The sequence below is a fragment of the Streptomyces sp. DS1-CR2 genome, from assembly GCF_055760475.1.
In genome coordinates this window covers 2,595,601-2,611,160 of record NZ_CM147085.1, presented here as the reverse complement: position 1 = coordinate 2,611,160, position 15,560 = coordinate 2,595,601, and the positions used below count along the sequence as shown (strand labels likewise).

Sequence of the window (15,560 nt, the reverse complement as noted above, 5' to 3'; positions counted from 1 at the left end):
GTCGGGCGCTGATGTGACGTCTGCGAGAATTGACCATGTGATCTCCCGAATCGATCTGCGCGGCGACGCCCTCCCCGAGGGCCCCGCCCTGCGCGACCTGCTGCCCCGAGCCGACTTCGACGTCCAGGCCGCCCTCGAGAAGGTGCGTCCGATCTGCGAGGCCGTGCATCATCGTGGCGACGCGGCGCTGATCGACTACGCGGAGAAGTTCGACGGCGTGAAGCTGGAGTCCGTACGGGTTCCCGCCAAGGCCCTCCAGGAAGCCCTGGAGCAGCTCGACCCCGCCGTGCGCGCCGCTCTGGAGGAGTCGATCCGCCGCGCCCGCATCGTCCACCGCGAGCAGCGCCGCACCACCCACACCACGCAGGTCGTCCCCGGCGGCTCGGTCACCGAGAAGTGGGTGCCCGTCGAGCGCGTCGGCCTGTACGCGCCGGGCGGCCGCTCCGTCTACCCGTCCTCCGTGATCATGAACGTGGTGCCCGCGCAGGAGGCCGGGGTCGAGTCGATCGCCCTCGCCTCGCCGGCCCAGGCCGAGTTCGGTGGCCTCCCGCACCCGACGATCCTGGCCGCGTGCGCGCTGCTCGGCGTCGACGAGGTGTACGCCGCGGGCGGCGCCACGGCCGTCGCGATGTTCGCGTACGGCACCGAGTCCTGCGCCCCGGCGAACATGGTCACCGGCCCCGGCAACATCTGGGTCGCCGCGGCCAAGCGCTACTTCACCGGCCTCATCGGCATCGACGCCGAGGCGGGCCCGACCGAGATCGCGGTCCTCGCCGACTCCACCGCCGACCCGGCGCACGTCGCGTCCGACCTGATCAGCCAGGCCGAGCACGACCCGCTCGCCGCCGCCGTCCTCGTCACCGACTCGGGCGAGCTCGCGGACGCCGTCGAGAAGGAGCTGGAGCCGCAGGTCGCGGCCACCAAGCACATCGACGACCGGATCGTCCCCGCCCTGCGCGGCAGGCAGTCCGCGATCGTCCTGGTCGACGGGGTCGACGAGGGCCTGCGCGTCGTCGACGCATACGGGGCCGAGCACCTGGAGATCCAGACCGCCGACGCCGCCGCCCTCGCCCAGCGCGTGAAGAACGCCGGCGCGATCTTCGTCGGCCCCTGGGCGCCGGTGTCCCTCGGCGACTACGCCGCGGGCTCCAACCACGTGCTGCCCACCGGCGGCTGCGCCTGCCACTCGTCCGGTCTGTCCGTCCAGTCGTTCCTGCGCGGCATCCACATCGTGGACTACACGCGCGACGCACTCGCCGACGTCGCCCACCACGTGGTCACGCTCGCCGAGGCGGAGGACCTGCCCGCGCACGGCGCGGCGATCAAGGCAAGGTTCGGATGGAAGGTTCCCGGCCAGTGACCGGCATCGACGATCTTCCCGTACGGGACGAGCTGCGCGGCAAGTCCCCGTACGGCGCCCCCCAGCTCGACGTACCCGTACGCCTGAACACGAACGAGAACCCCTACCCGCTGCCCGAGGCGCTCGTCGAGCGGATCGCGGAGCGGGTGCGCGAGACCGCCCGCGACCTCAACCGCTACCCCGACCGGGACGCGGTCCAGCTGCGCACCGAGCTCGCCGGCTATCTCACGCGCACCGGCGGCCACCACGTCGGCATCGAGAACGTCTGGGCCGCCAACGGCTCGAACGAGGTCATCCAGCAGCTCCTGCAGACCTTCGGCGGCCCCGGCCGCAGCGCCATCGGCTTCGAGCCCTCGTACTCGATGCACGGCCTCATCGCGCGCGGCACCGGCACCGGCTGGATCTCCGGACCGCGCAGCGCGGACTTCACCATCGACGTGGAAGCGTCCGTGAAGGCCATCGCCGAGAACCGCCCGGACGTCGTCTTCATCACGACGCCCAACAACCCCACGGGCAGCGCGGTCCCGCCCGAGACGGTCCTCGCCCTGTACGAGGCCGCGCAGGCGGCCAAGCCGTCCATGGTCGTCGTCGACGAGGCCTACATCGAGTTCAGCCACGGGAAGTCCCTTCTCCCGCTGCTCGAAGGCCGGCCGAACCTCGTCATCTCGCGCACCATGTCGAAGGCGTTCGGCGCGGCGGGCCTGCGCCTCGGCTACATGGCCGCAGCCCCCGCCGTGGTCGACGCCGTCCAGCTGGTGCGCCTGCCGTACCACCTGTCGGCCGTCACCCAGGCCACGGCGCTCGCCGCCCTCGAGCACACCGACACGCTCCTCGGTTACGTCGAGCAGCTGAAGGACGAACGCGACCGCCTGGTGACCGAGTTGCGGGCGGCCGGCTACGAGGTGACCGACTCGGACGCCAACTTCGTGCAGTTCGGCCGGTTCGAAGGCGAAGGCGCCGCCCACGCGGTGTGGCAGCAGATCCTCGACCGGGGCGTCCTGGTCCGGGACAACGGCGTACCCGGGTGGCTGCGTGTCTCCACGGGCACCCCGGACGAGAACGACGCGTTCCTCGATGCGGTACGCGCAATCAAGAAGGAGCGGAGCGCATGAGTCGCGTAGGCAGGGTGGAGCGGACCACCAAGGAGACCTCGGTCCTCGTCGAGATCGACCTCGACGGCACCGGCAAGGTCGAAGTCTCCACGGGCGTGGGCTTCTACGACCACATGCTCGACCAGCTCGGCCGCCACGGCCTCTTCGACCTCACGGTCAAGACCGAGGGCGACCTGCACATCGACACGCACCACACCATCGAGGACACCGCCCTCGCGCTCGGCGCCGCCTTCAAGCATGCGCTCGGTGACAAGGTCGGCATCTACCGCTTCGGCAACTGCACCGTCCCGCTGGACGAGTCGCTCGCCCAGGTCACGGTCGACCTCTCCGGCCGCCCCTACCTGGTGCACACCGAGCCCGAGAACATGGCTCCCATGATCGGCTCGTACGACACGACGATGACCCGGCACATCCTGGAGTCGTTCGTCGCGCAGGCCCAGATCGCGCTGCACGTCCACGTCCCGTACGGGCGCAACGCGCACCACATCGTGGAGTGCCAGTTCAAGGCGCTGGCCCGCGCGCTGCGTTACGCGTCCGAGCGCGACCCGCGCGCCGCGGGCATCCTTCCGTCCACGAAGGGCGCCCTGTAAAGCCATGAACGGCCTCAACACCATCCTCATCCTCGTCGGTCTCTTCCTGATCGGCGGCGTCATCTCCTTCGTCAAGCAGGGCTTGCCCAAGGGCCTGATCGCGCTGCTCTCCATCGCCGCGGCCATGTGCCTGGTCTCCGGTGTCCTGCGGCTCGACTACTGGAACTGAGGGGCAGGGAGCAGCCAGCCATGACTTCAGCCAAGCCCGCCGGCACGGCCGGCAAGAAGGTCGTCGTCTTCGACTACGGGTTCGGCAACGTCCGCTCCGCCGAGCGGGCCCTGGCCCGCGCGGGCGCGGACGTCGAGATCACCCGCGACTTCGACACCGCACTCAACGCCGACGGCCTCCTCGTCCCCGGCGTCGGCGCCTTCGCCGCCTGCATGAAGGGCCTCAAGGAGGCACGCGGCGACTGGATCATCGACCGCCGCCTCGCCGGCGGCCGCCCCGTGATGGGCATCTGCGTCGGCATGCAGATCCTCTTCGCGCGCGGCATCGAGCACGGCGTCGAGGCCGAGGGCCTCGACGAGTGGCCCGGCACGGTCGAGCCCCTCAAGGCCGAGATCGTCCCGCACATGGGCTGGAACACGGTCCGCCCGCCCGAGGACACCGAGCTCTTCGCCGGTCTCGACAGCGACGCCCGCTTCTACTTCGTGCACTCCTACGCCGTGCAGCAGTGGGACTTCGAGGTCGGCAACGTCCACATGCGCCCGCCCAAGGTCACCTGGGCCACGCACGGCGAGCCGTTCATCGCCGCCATCGAGAACGGCGCACTGTGGGCGACACAGTTCCACCCCGAGAAGTCCGGCGACGCCGGTGCCCAGCTCCTCACGAATTGGATCGGAACCCTCTGATGTCCCGCACGCTCGAACTCCTCCCCGCCGTCGACGTCCGCGACGGCCAGGCCGTACGTCTCGTGCACGGCGAGTCCGGCTCGGAGACCTCCTACGGTTCCCCGCTCGAGGCCGCCCTCGCGTGGCAGCGCTCCGGCGCCGAGTGGCTGCACCTCGTGGACCTGGATGCCGCGTTCGGCACCGGCGACAACCGCGCGCTGGTCGGCGAGGTCACCGGCGCCATGGACATCAAGGTCGAGCTGTCCGGCGGCATCCGCGACGACGCCACGCTCGCCGCCGCGCTCGCCACCGGCTGCACCCGCGTCAACCTCGGCACCGCCGCACTGGAGACCCCCGAGTGGGTCGCCAAGGTCATCGCCGAGCACGGCGACAAGATCGCGGTGGGCCTGGACGTGCGCGGCACCACGCTGCGCGGCCGCGGCTGGACCCGCGACGGCGGCGACCTCTACGAGACGCTCGCGCGCCTCGACTCCGAGGGCTGCGCCCGCTACGTCGTCACCGACATCGCCAAGGACGGCACGCTGCAGGGCCCGAACCTGGAGCTCCTGAAGAACGTCTGCGCGGCCACCGACCGCCCGGTCGTCGCCTCCGGCGGCGTCTCCTCACTCGACGACCTGCGCGCCATCTCCGAGCTCGTCCCGCTCGGCGTCGAGGGCTCGATCGTCGGCAAGGCGCTGTACGCGAAGGCCTTCACGCTGGAAGACGCGCTCGCCGCGGTGGCCTCATGAGCGACGGCGTACGCAGGGTCGGCTCGGACGGGCCGTGGGAGGAGGCCGTGGGCTACTCGCGCGCGGTCGAACTGCCCAACGGCCTTGTCCTGGTGTCCGGTTGTACGTCCGTGGTCAACGGCGTCATCGACGCGGGAACGCCGTACGAGCAGACGCTCAACGCGTTCCAGGCCGCGTTCGACGCCCTCAAGACCCTGGGACTCGGGAGCGAGCATGTGGTGCGCACCCGTATGTACATCACCCATGCGCGCGATGTGGACGACGTGGGCCGGGCCCACAAGGAGCTGTTCGACGCCGTCCGCCCCGCCGCATCCATGATCATCGTCTCCGGCTTCATCGACCCGAGCCTGGTCGTCGAGGTCGAGGTGGAGGCGTACCGAGGAGACACACCGTCATGACGCTGGCCGTACGGGTCATCCCCTGCCTGGACGTGGACAACGGCCGGGTCGTCAAGGGCGTCAACTTCCAGAACCTGCGCGACGCGGGCGACCCCGTCGAGATGGCGAAGGTGTACGACGCCGAGGGCGCCGACGAGCTGACGTTCCTCGACATCACCGCGTCCTCCGGCAACCGCGAGACGACCTACGACGTGGTGCGCCGCACCGCCGAGCAGGTCTTCATCCCGCTCACCGTCGGCGGCGGCGTCCGCACGGCGGACGACGTGGACAAGCTGCTGCGGGCCGGCGCGGACAAGGTGGGCGTGAACACGGCCGCCATCGCCCGCCCCGAGCTGATCCGCGAGATCGCCGAGCGGTTCGGCCGCCAGGTGCTCGTCCTGTCCGTCGACGCGCGCCGCACGCAGTCCGGCACGTTCGAGGTGACGACGCACGGCGGCCGCACGTCCGCCGGAATCGACGCCGTCGAGTGGGCCCACGAGGCCGCCGAGCTCGGCGCGGGCGAGATCCTGCTCAACTCGATGGACGCCGACGGCACGAAGGACGGCTACGACATCGAGATGATCGCCGCCGTCCGCAAGCACGTCACCGTGCCGGTGATCGCGTCCGGCGGCGCGGGGCGCCTGGAGCACTTCCCGCCCGCGATCGCCGCGGGCGCCGACGCGGTGCTCGCCGCGTCCGTCTTCCACTTCGGCGATCTGCGGATCGGCGAGGTCAAGGAGACACTGCGCGCGGCGGGCCATCCCGTCCGCTGACACGGGGACCCGCCGACGTCGTGGGCGCGCCGCCAGGCGATCTCGGCGTCGCGCTCGGCGGGAAGAGCGGCGCCCCGGCGGGAAGAGCGGCGCCCCGGCGAGGAACGCTCTCGCCGGCGTCCACGGCCTGTGCCGCGCGCCCCTGCGCCGCGCCGAACCCGGCCTGAACGCGCGTCAGATGCCGAGCTGCTTCGCCTCGTGCAGCTTCCCGATCGCGTCCTTGTCGCCCTCCGTCTCCACCCGCGCTGCGTCCTGCCGGCCGAAGGCGAACATCAGCAGCTCGGCGGGCTCACCGGTCACCGTCACCACGGGCGTGCCCTTGTGAGCCACTGCCGTGCGGCCGTCCGGGCGGCGCAGGACCAGGCCGACCGGCGACTTGCGGCCGATCACACGGGCCATCCGCTCGAGGCGCGCCCACAGCACGTCCGCGAAGACCGGGTCGAGCTCGCGCGGCGTCCAGTCCGGCTGCGCGCGGCGCACGTCCTCCGTGTGGACGAAGAACTCGACCGCGTTCGACGCCTCGTCGATCTGCTTGAGGGCGAACGGCGAGAAGCGCGGCGGGCCCGTCCTGATCAGCTGGATCAGCTCGTCGAAGGGCTTCTCGGCGAACTCGGCCTGCACCCGCTCCAGACGCTGCGCCAGCTGCTTGATCACGATCCCGCCGGCGGCGTCCGCGCGGCGCTCGCGCACCACGACATGGGCCGCGAGATCACGGGCGTTCCAGCCTTCGCACAGGGTCGGGGCGTCGGGGCCCGACGCCTCCAACAGGTCGGCGAGAAGAAGTCGTTCACGCTTTGCATGGGTCGACATACGGTCAGCGTACGACCGCCCGGCCGGTCCGCCCACCCGTCACCCGACCGCCGCCCCTCAACGTGGCGCTCCGCGCCGCTGCTCTCAATCAGTGGACGGCCGCCCGAAGAGGCACGCGCGGCGCGGCACAATGGTCCCCATGACCAGCACGCCCCCGCCCAGCAGCCTCGACCCCGCCGTCGCCGCCCGCCTCAAGCGCAGCGCCGACGGCCTGGTCCCCGCGATCGCACAGCAGTACGACACCGGCGAGGTGCTCATGCTCGGCTGGATGGACGACGAGGCGCTGCACCGCACGCTGACGACCGGCCGCTGCACGTACTGGTCCCGCAGCCGCCAGGAGTACTGGGTCAAGGGCGACACCTCCGGCCACTTCCAGCACGTGAAGTCGGTCGCCCTCGACTGCGACGCGGACACCCTCCTGGTGAAGGTCGACCAGGTCGGCGCGGCCTGCCACACCGGCGACCGCACCTGCTTCGACGCGGGCGAGCTGACGGTGACCGGCACGGGCGCCTGAGACCACCGCCGCGCCGCCCGTTCCACGGACCGGGCGGCGCACCGGACCCGCCCGGACACGCCCTAAGCTCTTCCCATGGATCTCGAGACCTTCCGCAAGCTCGCGACCGACCGCCGAGTGATCCCCGTCAGCCGCAAGCTCCTCGCGGACGGCGACACCCCCGTCGGTCTCTACCGCAAGCTGGCCGGTGAACGCCCCGGCACGTTCCTCCTGGAATCCGCGGAGAACGGCCGCTCGTGGTCCCGCTACTCCTTCGTCGGCGTCCGCTCCGCCGGCACCCTCACCACCCGCGACGGCCAGGCGCACTGGCTCGGCACCCCGCCCGTCGGCGTCCCCACCCACGGCGACCCGCTCGCCGCCCTGCGCGCCACTGTCGAGACCCTCCACACCCCCCGCTACGAGGGCCTGCCCCCGTTCACCGGCGGCATGGTCGGCTACCTCGGCTACGACATCGTGCGCCGCCTGGAGAAGATCGGCCCCGGCGAGCGCGACGACCTGAAGCTCCCCGAGCTGACGATGCTGCTCACCAGCGACCTCGCCGTACTCGACCACTGGGACGGCTCGGTCCTGCTGATCGCCAACGCGATCAACCACAACGACCTCGACACCGGCGTCGACGAGGCGTACGCGGACGCCGTGGCCCGCCTCGACGCGATGGAGGCCGACCTCTCCCGGCCCGTCGTCCAGGCCCCCGCCTCGCTCCCCCCGTCCGAACTCCCTCAGTTCACCGCTCTGTGGGGCGGCACGGACTACCAGGAGGCCGTCGAGGACATCAAGGAGCGCATCAGGGCGGGCGAGGCCTTCCAGGTCGTGCCCTCGCAGCGCTTCGAGACGCCGTGCACGGCCGGCGCGCTCGACGTCTACCGGGTGCTGCGCGCCACCAACCCGTCGCCGTACATGTACCTCTTCCGCTTCGACGGGTTCGACGTGGTCGGCTCGTCGCCGGAGGCCCTCGTCAAGGTCGAGGACGGGCGCGCCATGGTGCACCCCATCGCCGGGACCAGGCATCGCGGCGACACTCCCCAGGAGGACCAGGCGCTCGCCGACGAGCTCCTGGCCGACCCCAAGGAGCGCGCCGAGCACCTGATGCTCGTCGACCTCGGCCGCAACGACCTCGGCCGCGTCTGCGAGCCGGGTTCCGTCGAGGTCGTCGACTTCATGTCCGTCGAGCGGTACTCGCACGTCATGCACATCGTGTCGACCGTCACCGGCCGGGTCGCCCCGGACACCACCGCCTTCGACGTCCTCACCGCCTGCTTCCCCGCGGGCACCCTCTCGGGCGCTCCCAAGCCGCGCGCGATGCAGATCATCGACGAGCTCGAACCCTCCCGGCGCGGTCTGTACGGCGGATGTGTCGGATATCTCGACTTCGCCGGGGACTCCGACACGGCCATCGCCATCCGCACCGCGCTCCTGCGTGACGGCACCGCATATGTGCAGGCCGGAGCGGGTATCGTCGCCGACTCCGATCCCGTCGCAGAAGACACCGAGTGCCGCAACAAGGCGGCGGCGGTGCTGCGCGCGGTGCACACGGCCAACCGGATGCACGACGCCTGACGACGTGGGGGATAGTGGTGAGGTGACTTCCGCAGTGCCCTCCCCCCGAACCGAAGCCGGGACCGCCTCCCCGGAGACGGCCGCCGCGCGCAACGGCCGCCGCAGCCTCGCCGCAGCGCTGCTGTTCGGCGCCCTCGGCGCGGCGGTGGCCCTGCTCTCCTCCCGGCAGGAGTGGGCCTCCGGGGCCGCGACCGTGCCCGGCGGCAGCTTCCCGCTCGCCGCCAAGGGCAGCGACGTCACCGGAGTGCCCGCGGCCCTCGCCATAGTGGGGCTCGCGGCCCTCGTCGCCGTCTTCGCGGTCCGCCGCGCCGGGCGCATGCTCGTCGCCGGGCTCCTCGCGCTCAGCGGCGCGGGCACCGTCGTCGCCGCCGTCCTCGGCGCGACCGACAGCGCGGCCCTCGACGAGAAGGCCGCAGAGGTCTCCGGCAACACCGCCGCCACCATCGGCTCCCTCGGTCACACGGTTTGGCCGTACGTCGGTGCCGCGGGCGGCGCGCTCATCCTCCTGGCCGGTCTGCTCGCCCTGCGCTACGGCCGCTCCTGGCCGTCGATGGGCGGACGCTACGAGCGAGACGGCACCCCGCGGCCCCGCAAGGCGGCCCGACCCGTCGATCCCGAGCGCCCCGAGGAGCTGTGGAAAGCACTCGACCGGGGCGAGGACCCCACACACGAGGCATAGCGGGGCCCCGGACCCCGAGTGCCGCCCATGCCCGCGAGTGCGGGACAATGGGCAAGAGCGTCCGGCTCACCACCCAGCGCGGTGCCACGCGCGGGGTACGGGCCACGCACCAGCCACGCATTGAGCAACGAGGAGCAACCATGGCGGACAGCAGCCACGGACACACCCCGGCCGCCTGGACCGGTGTCATCATCGCCTTCATCGGTTTCTGCGTCGCGGGCGCCTTCATGGTGATGGGCGACCCCGTCGGCTTCTGGGCGGGCATGGCCCTGCTCGCCGTCGCCGCGGTCGTCGGCGGCGCCATGAGCGCCGCGGGTCTCGGCAAGCCGAAGCCGCAGTCGCTGCCGGCCGTCTCGCCCGAGGCCGTCGCCGTGGAGGCCTGAGCCTCGTCCACGTCGCGAGAGGCGGCCCGGCACCTGGTGGCGGGCCGCCTCTCGTGTGTTCTGCGCCGCCGACGGGCGGACCCGGCAGGCCCGTTGCACAATTCACGGGTGAACGCCGAAACGGACACCTCCGCGGCCACCCTGACCAGCGGCGCCGGCAGCGCCGGCGGTTCACTGCGGCGACTGGCCGTCCCTCTGGGCGTCCTCGCCGCGGTCGGCGCGGGCTTCGCGTATGTCGGGTCCGTCGACCCGAACGAGCCGGGCCACTACCCCGCCTGCCCGCTGCTCCACTACACGGGGATCTACTGCCCCGGGTGCGGCGGCCTGCGCAGCGCCCACGCGCTCGTGCACGGCGATCTCACGGCCGCTCTCGGGGACAACGCGCTCGCTGTCGCGGGCTACGCCGTCTTCGCCGTCCTGTGGGTCGTATGGGCCGTACGGGTGGTACGGGGACGGCCGGTACGGATCGATCTCGGACGCCCCCAGCTGTGGGCCGTGGGCGCCGTGGTCGTTGTCTTCACGGTTGTCCGGAACCTGCCCCTGGGTGGCTGGCTCCATCCTTGATCAACAGTATTTGTCCAGGTAGTGGGACCGGCGTCAACCGGATGCGGAGCCTTCGCCCTCCTCCGGATATCATCGCTGTGAACAGTGGATTGCCCTCTGGGCAATCAGCTTCCACCGCTCCACCGTCAGGAAGGGGGCCGCTCGCGTGAGTGTGCTCGACGAGATCATCGACGGAGTCCGTGCCGACCTCGCGGAGCGGCAGGCGCACGTCAGCCTCGACGAGCTCAAGGAGCGCGCGGCCAAGGCACCCGCCGCCAAGGACGGAGTGGCCGCCCTGCGCGGCGACGGCGTCAAGGTGATCTGCGAGGTCAAGCGCTCGAGCCCGTCCAAGGGCGCGCTCGCCGCGATCGCGGACCCGGCCGGCCTCGCCGCCGACTACGAGGCGGGCGGCGCCGCCGTCATCTCCGTACTGACCGAGCAGCGCCGCTTCGGCGGTTCGCTCGCCGACCTGGAGGCCGTGCGCGCCAAGGTCGACATCCCGATCCTGCGCAAGGACTTCATCGTCACCTCGTACCAGCTGTGGGAGGCCAGGGCGTACGGCGCCGACCTCGCGCTGCTGATCGTGGCCGCCCTGGAGCAGCCCGCCCTCGAGTCGCTCATCGAGCGCGCGGAGTCCATCGGGCTCACGCCGATCGTCGAGGTGCACGACGAGGACGAGGTCGAGCGCGCCGTGGACGCGGGCGCCCGCATCATCGGCGTGAACGCGCGCAACCTCAAGACGCTCAAGGTCGACCGCGACACGTTCCAGCAGGTCGCCCCGGAGATCCCCGACCACATCGTCAAGATTGCCGAGTCGGGCGTGCGCGGTCCGCACGACCTGATCGCGTACGCCAACGCGGGCGCGGACGCCGTCCTCGTGGGCGAGTCCCTCGTGACCGGCCGCGACCCGCGCACCGCGGTCTCCGACCTCGTTGCCGCGGGCGCCCACCCGGCGCTGCGCCACGGCAGGAGCTGACCTCCCCGATGCCCATTGCCACCCGCCTCGCGCCCGGCTGCCGCCCTCGCGGCTGCCGGGCGCCGGCGCGGCGTGTGCACGGGCGCCGGGTGCGCTATGTCATCGGCGACGAGCCGGGTCAGGTCAACGGGATGCGATGGTGCGGGCGCGACTAGCGCCCACCGAGGCCCCCGACGCCGGCACCCGGCACCGGGGGTTGTGCCCATCCGTCCCGCGGTGCGGGACGCCTGCCCACAACGGGTAGGGGGCAGTGCCCGACCCCATCGCACTCGTCAGACCCAGACAGACAGGTCACCCATGTCCAGCAGCGAGTTCTTCATTCCCGACCCCGAGGGTCAAGTCCCCACCGCCGAGGGGTACTTCGGCGCGTTCGGCGGCAAGTTCATCCCGGAGGCGCTCGTCGCCGCCGTCGACGAGGTTGCTGTCGAGTACGACAAGGCCAAGAACGACCCGGCCTTCGCCGCCGAGCTCGACGACCTGCTCGTCAACTACACGGGACGGCCCAGCTCCCTCACCGAGGTGCCCCGGTTCGCCGAGCACGCCGGTGGCGTCCGGATGTTCCTCAAGCGCGAGGACCTCAACCACACCGGCTCGCACAAGATCAACAATGTGCTCGGCCAGGCGCTCCTCACCAAGCGCATGGGCAAGACCCGCGTCATCGCCGAGACCGGCGCGGGCCAGCACGGCGTGGCGACCGCCACCGCCTGCGCGCTCTTCGGCCTCGAGTGCACCATCTACATGGGCGAGATCGACACCGAGCGCCAGGCGCTCAACGTGGCGCGCATGCGGATGCTCGGCGCCGAGGTCGTCGCCGTGAAGTCCGGCAGCCGCACCCTCAAGGACGCCATTAACGAGGCGTTCCGCGACTGGGTCGCCAACGTCGACCGCACGCACTACCTCTTCGGGACCGTAGCGGGACCCCACCCCTTCCCGGCGATGGTCCGCGACTTCCACCGCGTCATCGGCGTCGAGGCCCGCCGCCAGATCCTGGAGCGCGCCGGACGCCTGCCCGACGCGGCCGTGGCCTGCGTCGGCGGCGGCTCGAACGCCATCGGCCTCTTCCACGCCTTCATCCCCGACGCCGGTGTGCGCCTCATCGGCTGCGAGCCGGCCGGCCACGGCCTCGACACCGGCGAGCACGCGGCCACGCTGAGCGCGGGCGAGCCCGGCATCCTGCACGGCTCACGGTCGTACGTCCTCCAGGACGACGAGGGCCAGATCACCGAGCCGTACTCGATCTCGGCGGGCCTCGACTACCCGGGCATCGGCCCCGAGCACGCCTACCTCAAGGACAGCGGCCGCGCCGAGTACCGCGCGGTCACCGACGACGCCGCCATGCAGGCCCTGCGCCTGCTCTCGCGCACCGAGGGCATCATCCCGGCCATCGAGAGCGCCCACGCGCTCGCCGGCGCCATCGAGGCCGGCAAGGAGCTCGGCAAGGACGGGCTGATGATCGTCAACCTGTCCGGGCGCGGTGACAAGGACATGGACACGGCCGCCCGCTACTTCGGCCTGTACGACACCGACGCCGCGGTCGCGGCGGACGCGGCCGGGACCGGCGCGGAGATCGAGGGAGACGCCAAGTGAGCGGCAACATCCAGCTGTTGAACGACACCCTCGCCGCCGCGCGCGCCGAGGGCCGCGCCGCCCTCATCGCCTACCTCCCGGCCGGGTTCCCGACCGTGGACGGCGGCATCGAGGCTGTCAAGGCCGTCTTCGACGGCGGCGCCGACGTCGTGGAGGTCGGACTGCCGCACAGCGACCCGGTCCTCGACGGTCCCGTCATCCAGACCGCGGACGACATCGCGCTGCGCGGCGGCGTCCGGATCGCCGACGTGATGCGCACGGTCCGCGAGGCCCACGCGGCGACCGGCAAGCCGGTCCTCGTCATGACGTACTGGAACCCCATCGACCGGTACGGCATCGAGCGGTTCACCGCCGAGCTGGCGGAGGCGGGCGGCGCGGGCTGCATCCTGCCCGACCTGCCCGTCCAGGAGTCGGCGACCTGGAGGGAGCACGCGGACAAGCACGGCCTCGGGACCGTCTTCGTCGTCGCCCCCAGCAGCAAGGACGAGCGCCTCGCGACGATCACCGCCGCGGGCTCCGGGTTCGTGTACGCCGCCTCCCTGATGGGTGTCACCGGCACCCGCGAGTCCGTAGGCAACCAGGCCCAGGACCTCGTGCGCCGCACCAAGGCCACCACCGACCTGCCGGTCTGCGTCGGCCTCGGCGTCTCGAACGCGAAGCAGGCGGCCGAGGTCGCCGGGTTCGCCGACGGGGTCATCGTCGGCTCGGCGTTCGTGAAGCTGATGCTCGACGCGGAGGGCGCAAACGACACAGCCGTCGGCCTCGCCGCCGTGCGGGCGCTCGCGGCGGACCTCGCGGACGGAGTGCGCGCCAAGGCGTGACCCGTCGCGTCGTCACCCATCGCGTCGTAACCCGTATGGGTGGACCTGGGGCCGGGGAGGCACGCTGGTGCCTCCCCGGTTCGTTTGGCGGGTGTGAGCGAGAAGAACCGTGACGGAAAGCGCACCGCCCGTGACCGGCTGGCGGAGGAGCGCGAGAAGCAGAGAACCAAGGACAGGCGCCGCAGGGGCGTGATCGTGGGGGGCGCCGTCGTGGGCGTCCTCGCGCTCGCCGCCGTGATCGGGGTGATCGCGGCGAATTCCGGCGACGACAAGAGCGACGCCTCGGGTCCCGTCGTGGTCCCCCAGGGCGCGGTCGGCAAGGACAGCCTCGCGATCCCGGTCGGCAAGGACAGCGCGAAGTCGACGCTCACGGTGTGGGAGGACTTCCGCTGCCCGGCGTGCAAGGCCTTCGAGGACACCTACCGCACGACGATCCACGAGCTGACCGACTCCGGGCAGCTCAAGGTCGAGTACCACCTGGCCACACTCATCGACAAGAACATGGGCGGCAGCGGCTCCCTGCGCGCGGCGAACGCGGCGGCGTGCGCCCAGGACGCCGGGAAGTTCCCCCCGTACCACGACGTCCTCTACGAGAACCAGCCGCCGGAGACCGACGACGCCTTCGCGGACAACGGCAAGCTGATCGAGCTCGCCGGCAAGGTCGGCGGCCTCGTGACGCCGGACTTCAAGAAGTGTGTCGATGACGGCAGCCATGACAGCTGGGTCAAGAAGTCGGACCAGGCGTTCCAGGCCGGCGGCTTCCAGGGCACGCCGACAGTGCTCCTGAACGGGAAGAACGTGCTCGGCGACCAGGCCAACCCGCTGACCCCCGCGAAGCTGAAGCAGATGGTGCAGGCGGCCGACAAGTCGTAGGAGCGGCAGGAGACGCGGGGGTCTCGTTATGGACCCGTAGCCGGGCTGGTTGCCGCCGCCACGGCCCGGCACGGTAGCGTCGGCATCGCCATGACTCTTGCCTTCATCCCCAGCCCGTCACACGGAGTGGTCTATCTCGGACCCATTCCGCTGCGCGGCTACGCGTTCTGCATCATCATCGGCGTCTTCGTGGCCGTCTGGCTCGGCAACAAGCGCTGGATCGCCCGCGGCGGGCGGTCCGGCACCGTGGCCGACATCGCGGTCTGGGCCGTGCCGTTCGGCCTCGTCGGCGGCCGGCTCTACCACGTGATCACGGACTACGAGCTGTACTTCAGCGAGGGCCGCGACTGGGTGGACGCCTTCAAGATCTGGGAGGGCGGCCTCGGGATCTGGGGTGCCATCGCGCTCGGCGCGGTGGGCGCGTGGATCGGGTGCCGCAGGCGCGGCATCCCGCTCCCGGCCTACGCCGACGCCATCGCACCCGGCATCGCCGTCGCGCAGGCCATCGGCCGCTGGGGCAACTGGTTCAACCAGGAGCTGTACGGCAAGCCCACCGACCTGCCGTGGGCCCTGAAGATCACGTCGTCGGCGGACGGGCGCGTGCCGGGCACGTACCACCCGACCTTCCTGTACGAGTCTCTGTGGTGCATCGGTGTCGCGCTGCTCGTCATCTGGGCGGACCGCCGCTTCAAGCTCGGCCACGGGCGCGCCTTCGCGCTCTACGTCGCCGCGTACTGCGTAGGTCGCTTCTGGATCGAGTACATGCGCGTCGACGACGCGCACCACATCCTCGGCCTGCGGCTCAACGACTGGACCGCGATGGGTGTCTTCCTGCTCGCGGTGATCTACATCGTGATCTCGGCGAAGATCCGCCCTGGGCGCGAGACGGTCGTGGAGCCGGGCGCCGGTGACGATGCCGATGCCGATGCCAAGGACAAGGCTGAGGACAAGGACGACGACGCCGATCCCAAGGACGAGGCCAACGGCGAGTCAGGGGCGACCAAGGCCGGGAAGAGCTAGCTGAG

20 protein-coding genes are annotated in these 15,560 nt (G+C 71.5%); 19 read left to right on the top strand and 1 reads right to left on the bottom strand.

Annotated elements, in window-relative coordinates; genetic code table 11:
• Positions 1-37: 37 nt before the first annotated feature.
• Genes hisD through hisF form a run of 8 tightly spaced genes read left to right on the top strand, consistent with a single transcriptional unit; the run spans position 38 to position 5,792 of the window.
• Positions 38-1,360 carry a histidinol dehydrogenase gene (gene hisD, locus ACY0PA_RS12885; RefSeq protein WP_473084751.1) on the top strand — a complete coding sequence of 441 codons (1,323 nt, stop codon included), beginning with the start codon at positions 38-40 and terminating at the stop codon, positions 1,358-1,360.
• Positions 1,357-2,472, top strand: coding sequence for a histidinol-phosphate transaminase (locus ACY0PA_RS12880; RefSeq protein WP_473084750.1), 1,116 nt, complete (start codon positions 1,357-1,359; stop codon positions 2,470-2,472). Before hisD ends, ACY0PA_RS12880 begins: the two co-directional genes overlap by 4 nt.
• Positions 2,469-3,062, top strand: coding sequence for an imidazoleglycerol-phosphate dehydratase HisB (gene hisB, locus ACY0PA_RS12875; RefSeq protein WP_473084749.1), 594 nt, complete (start codon positions 2,469-2,471; stop codon positions 3,060-3,062). The genes ACY0PA_RS12880 and hisB overlap by 4 nt, the downstream gene beginning before the upstream one ends.
• 4 nt (positions 3,063-3,066) lie before the next feature.
• Positions 3,067-3,231 (top strand): hypothetical protein, encoded by a 165-nt coding sequence (locus ACY0PA_RS12870; RefSeq protein ID WP_356283346.1) that lies wholly within the window; start codon positions 3,067-3,069, stop codon positions 3,229-3,231.
• 20 nt (positions 3,232-3,251) lie between these two features.
• Positions 3,252-3,914 (top strand): imidazole glycerol phosphate synthase subunit HisH, encoded by a 663-nt coding sequence (hisH, locus tag ACY0PA_RS12865; RefSeq protein ID WP_473084748.1) that lies wholly within the window; start codon positions 3,252-3,254, stop codon positions 3,912-3,914.
• Positions 3,914-4,642: a bifunctional 1-(5-phosphoribosyl)-5-((5-phosphoribosylamino)methylideneamino)imidazole-4-carboxamide isomerase/phosphoribosylanthranilate isomerase PriA gene (priA, locus tag ACY0PA_RS12860; RefSeq protein WP_473084747.1), complete on the top strand. Its 729-nt coding sequence runs from the start codon at positions 3,914-3,916 to the stop codon at positions 4,640-4,642. Before hisH ends, priA begins: the two co-directional genes overlap by 1 nt.
• Positions 4,639-5,040, top strand: coding sequence for a RidA family protein (locus ACY0PA_RS12855; RefSeq protein WP_383096426.1), 402 nt, complete (start codon positions 4,639-4,641; stop codon positions 5,038-5,040). The genes priA and ACY0PA_RS12855 overlap by 4 nt, the downstream gene beginning before the upstream one ends.
• Entirely contained in the window at positions 5,037-5,792 is a 756-nt protein-coding gene (hisF, locus tag ACY0PA_RS12850; protein WP_473084746.1) for an imidazole glycerol phosphate synthase subunit HisF, read from the top strand. The genes ACY0PA_RS12855 and hisF overlap by 4 nt, the downstream gene beginning before the upstream one ends.
• A 174-nt stretch (positions 5,793-5,966) precedes the next feature.
• On the opposite strand, the gene ACY0PA_RS12845 is transcribed toward hisF, so the two are convergent.
• Positions 5,967-6,602 (bottom strand): TIGR03085 family metal-binding protein, encoded by a 636-nt coding sequence (locus tag ACY0PA_RS12845; protein WP_473084745.1) that lies wholly within the window; start codon positions 6,600-6,602, stop codon positions 5,967-5,969.
• A gap of 139 nt (positions 6,603-6,741) precedes the next feature.
• On the opposite strand from ACY0PA_RS12845, the gene hisI reads away from it, so the two are divergent.
• From hisI to lgt, 11 genes are all read left to right on the top strand, one after another.
• The gene (gene hisI, locus ACY0PA_RS12840; protein ID WP_100592257.1) at positions 6,742-7,116 is read left to right on the top strand and encodes a phosphoribosyl-AMP cyclohydrolase; all 375 of its coding nucleotides are present in this window, start codon (positions 6,742-6,744) and stop codon (positions 7,114-7,116) included.
• A gap of 75 nt (positions 7,117-7,191) precedes the next feature.
• Positions 7,192-8,673, top strand: a complete 1,482-nt coding sequence (locus ACY0PA_RS12835; RefSeq protein ID WP_473084744.1) for an anthranilate synthase component I — start codon at positions 7,192-7,194, stop codon at positions 8,671-8,673.
• A 22-nt stretch (positions 8,674-8,695) separates the two neighbouring features.
• Entirely contained in the window at positions 8,696-9,352 is a 657-nt protein-coding gene (locus ACY0PA_RS12830) for a TIGR02234 family membrane protein (protein WP_473084743.1), read from the top strand.
• A gap of 140 nt (positions 9,353-9,492) precedes the next feature.
• Positions 9,493-9,735, top strand: a complete 243-nt coding sequence (locus tag ACY0PA_RS12825; protein ID WP_329574166.1) for an HGxxPAAW family protein — start codon at positions 9,493-9,495, stop codon at positions 9,733-9,735.
• A gap of 108 nt (positions 9,736-9,843) precedes the next feature.
• Positions 9,844-10,299 carry a DUF2752 domain-containing protein gene (locus ACY0PA_RS12820; RefSeq protein WP_473084742.1) on the top strand — a complete coding sequence of 152 codons (456 nt, stop codon included), beginning with the start codon at positions 9,844-9,846 and terminating at the stop codon, positions 10,297-10,299.
• Between the two features lie 145 nt (positions 10,300-10,444).
• On the top strand, positions 10,445-11,254 hold the full coding sequence (gene trpC, locus ACY0PA_RS12815) for an indole-3-glycerol phosphate synthase TrpC (protein WP_266669554.1): 810 nt from the start codon (positions 10,445-10,447) through the stop codon (positions 11,252-11,254).
• Between the two features lie 8 nt (positions 11,255-11,262).
• Positions 11,263-11,409, top strand: coding sequence for a tryptophan biosynthesis modulator TrpM (gene trpM, locus ACY0PA_RS12810; protein ID WP_473084741.1), 147 nt, complete (start codon positions 11,263-11,265; stop codon positions 11,407-11,409).
• 142 nt (positions 11,410-11,551) lie between these two features.
• Positions 11,552-12,841, top strand: a complete 1,290-nt coding sequence (gene trpB, locus ACY0PA_RS12805) for a tryptophan synthase subunit beta (RefSeq protein ID WP_473084740.1) — start codon at positions 11,552-11,554, stop codon at positions 12,839-12,841.
• Complete coding sequence (trpA, locus tag ACY0PA_RS12800) at positions 12,838-13,662, top strand: tryptophan synthase subunit alpha (RefSeq protein ID WP_473084739.1); 825 nt, start codon at positions 12,838-12,840, stop codon at positions 13,660-13,662. The genes trpB and trpA overlap by 4 nt, the downstream gene beginning before the upstream one ends.
• 93 nt (positions 13,663-13,755) lie before the next feature.
• A complete protein-coding gene (locus tag ACY0PA_RS12795) occupies positions 13,756-14,535 on the top strand; it encodes a DsbA family protein (RefSeq protein ID WP_473084738.1) in 780 nt (259 codons plus the stop codon).
• A 90-nt stretch (positions 14,536-14,625) separates the two neighbouring features.
• Positions 14,626-15,555, top strand: coding sequence for a prolipoprotein diacylglyceryl transferase (gene lgt, locus ACY0PA_RS12790; protein ID WP_473084737.1), 930 nt, complete (start codon positions 14,626-14,628; stop codon positions 15,553-15,555).
• Positions 15,556-15,560: the final 5 nt, after the last annotated feature.

Bases quoted from the DNA above. Each gene is read 5' to 3' on its own strand.
- ACY0PA_RS12845 (WP_473084745.1), bottom strand. From the start codon at position 6,602: ATGTCGACCCATGCAAAGCGTGAACGACTTCTTCTCGCCGACCTGTTG.
- hisI (WP_100592257.1), top strand. From the start codon at position 6,742: ATGACCAGCACGCCCCCGCCCAGCAGCCTCGACCCCGCCGTCGCCGCC.
- trpB (WP_473084740.1), top strand. From the start codon at position 11,552: ATGTCCAGCAGCGAGTTCTTCATTCCCGACCCCGAGGGTCAAGTCCCC.
- ACY0PA_RS12870 (WP_356283346.1), top strand. From the start codon at position 3,067: ATGAACGGCCTCAACACCATCCTCATCCTCGTCGGTCTCTTCCTGATC.
- hisH (WP_473084748.1), top strand. From the start codon at position 3,252: ATGACTTCAGCCAAGCCCGCCGGCACGGCCGGCAAGAAGGTCGTCGTC.
- priA (WP_473084747.1), top strand. From the start codon at position 3,914: ATGTCCCGCACGCTCGAACTCCTCCCCGCCGTCGACGTCCGCGACGGC.
- ACY0PA_RS12835 (WP_473084744.1), top strand. From the start codon at position 7,192: ATGGATCTCGAGACCTTCCGCAAGCTCGCGACCGACCGCCGAGTGATC.
- trpM (WP_473084741.1), top strand. From the start codon at position 11,263: ATGCCCATTGCCACCCGCCTCGCGCCCGGCTGCCGCCCTCGCGGCTGC.
- ACY0PA_RS12855 (WP_383096426.1), top strand. From the start codon at position 4,639: ATGAGCGACGGCGTACGCAGGGTCGGCTCGGACGGGCCGTGGGAGGAG.
- ACY0PA_RS12825 (WP_329574166.1), top strand. From the start codon at position 9,493: ATGGCGGACAGCAGCCACGGACACACCCCGGCCGCCTGGACCGGTGTC.
- hisB (WP_473084749.1), top strand. From the start codon at position 2,469: ATGAGTCGCGTAGGCAGGGTGGAGCGGACCACCAAGGAGACCTCGGTC.
- hisF (WP_473084746.1), top strand. From the start codon at position 5,037: ATGACGCTGGCCGTACGGGTCATCCCCTGCCTGGACGTGGACAACGGC.
- lgt (WP_473084737.1), top strand. From the start codon at position 14,626: ATGACTCTTGCCTTCATCCCCAGCCCGTCACACGGAGTGGTCTATCTC.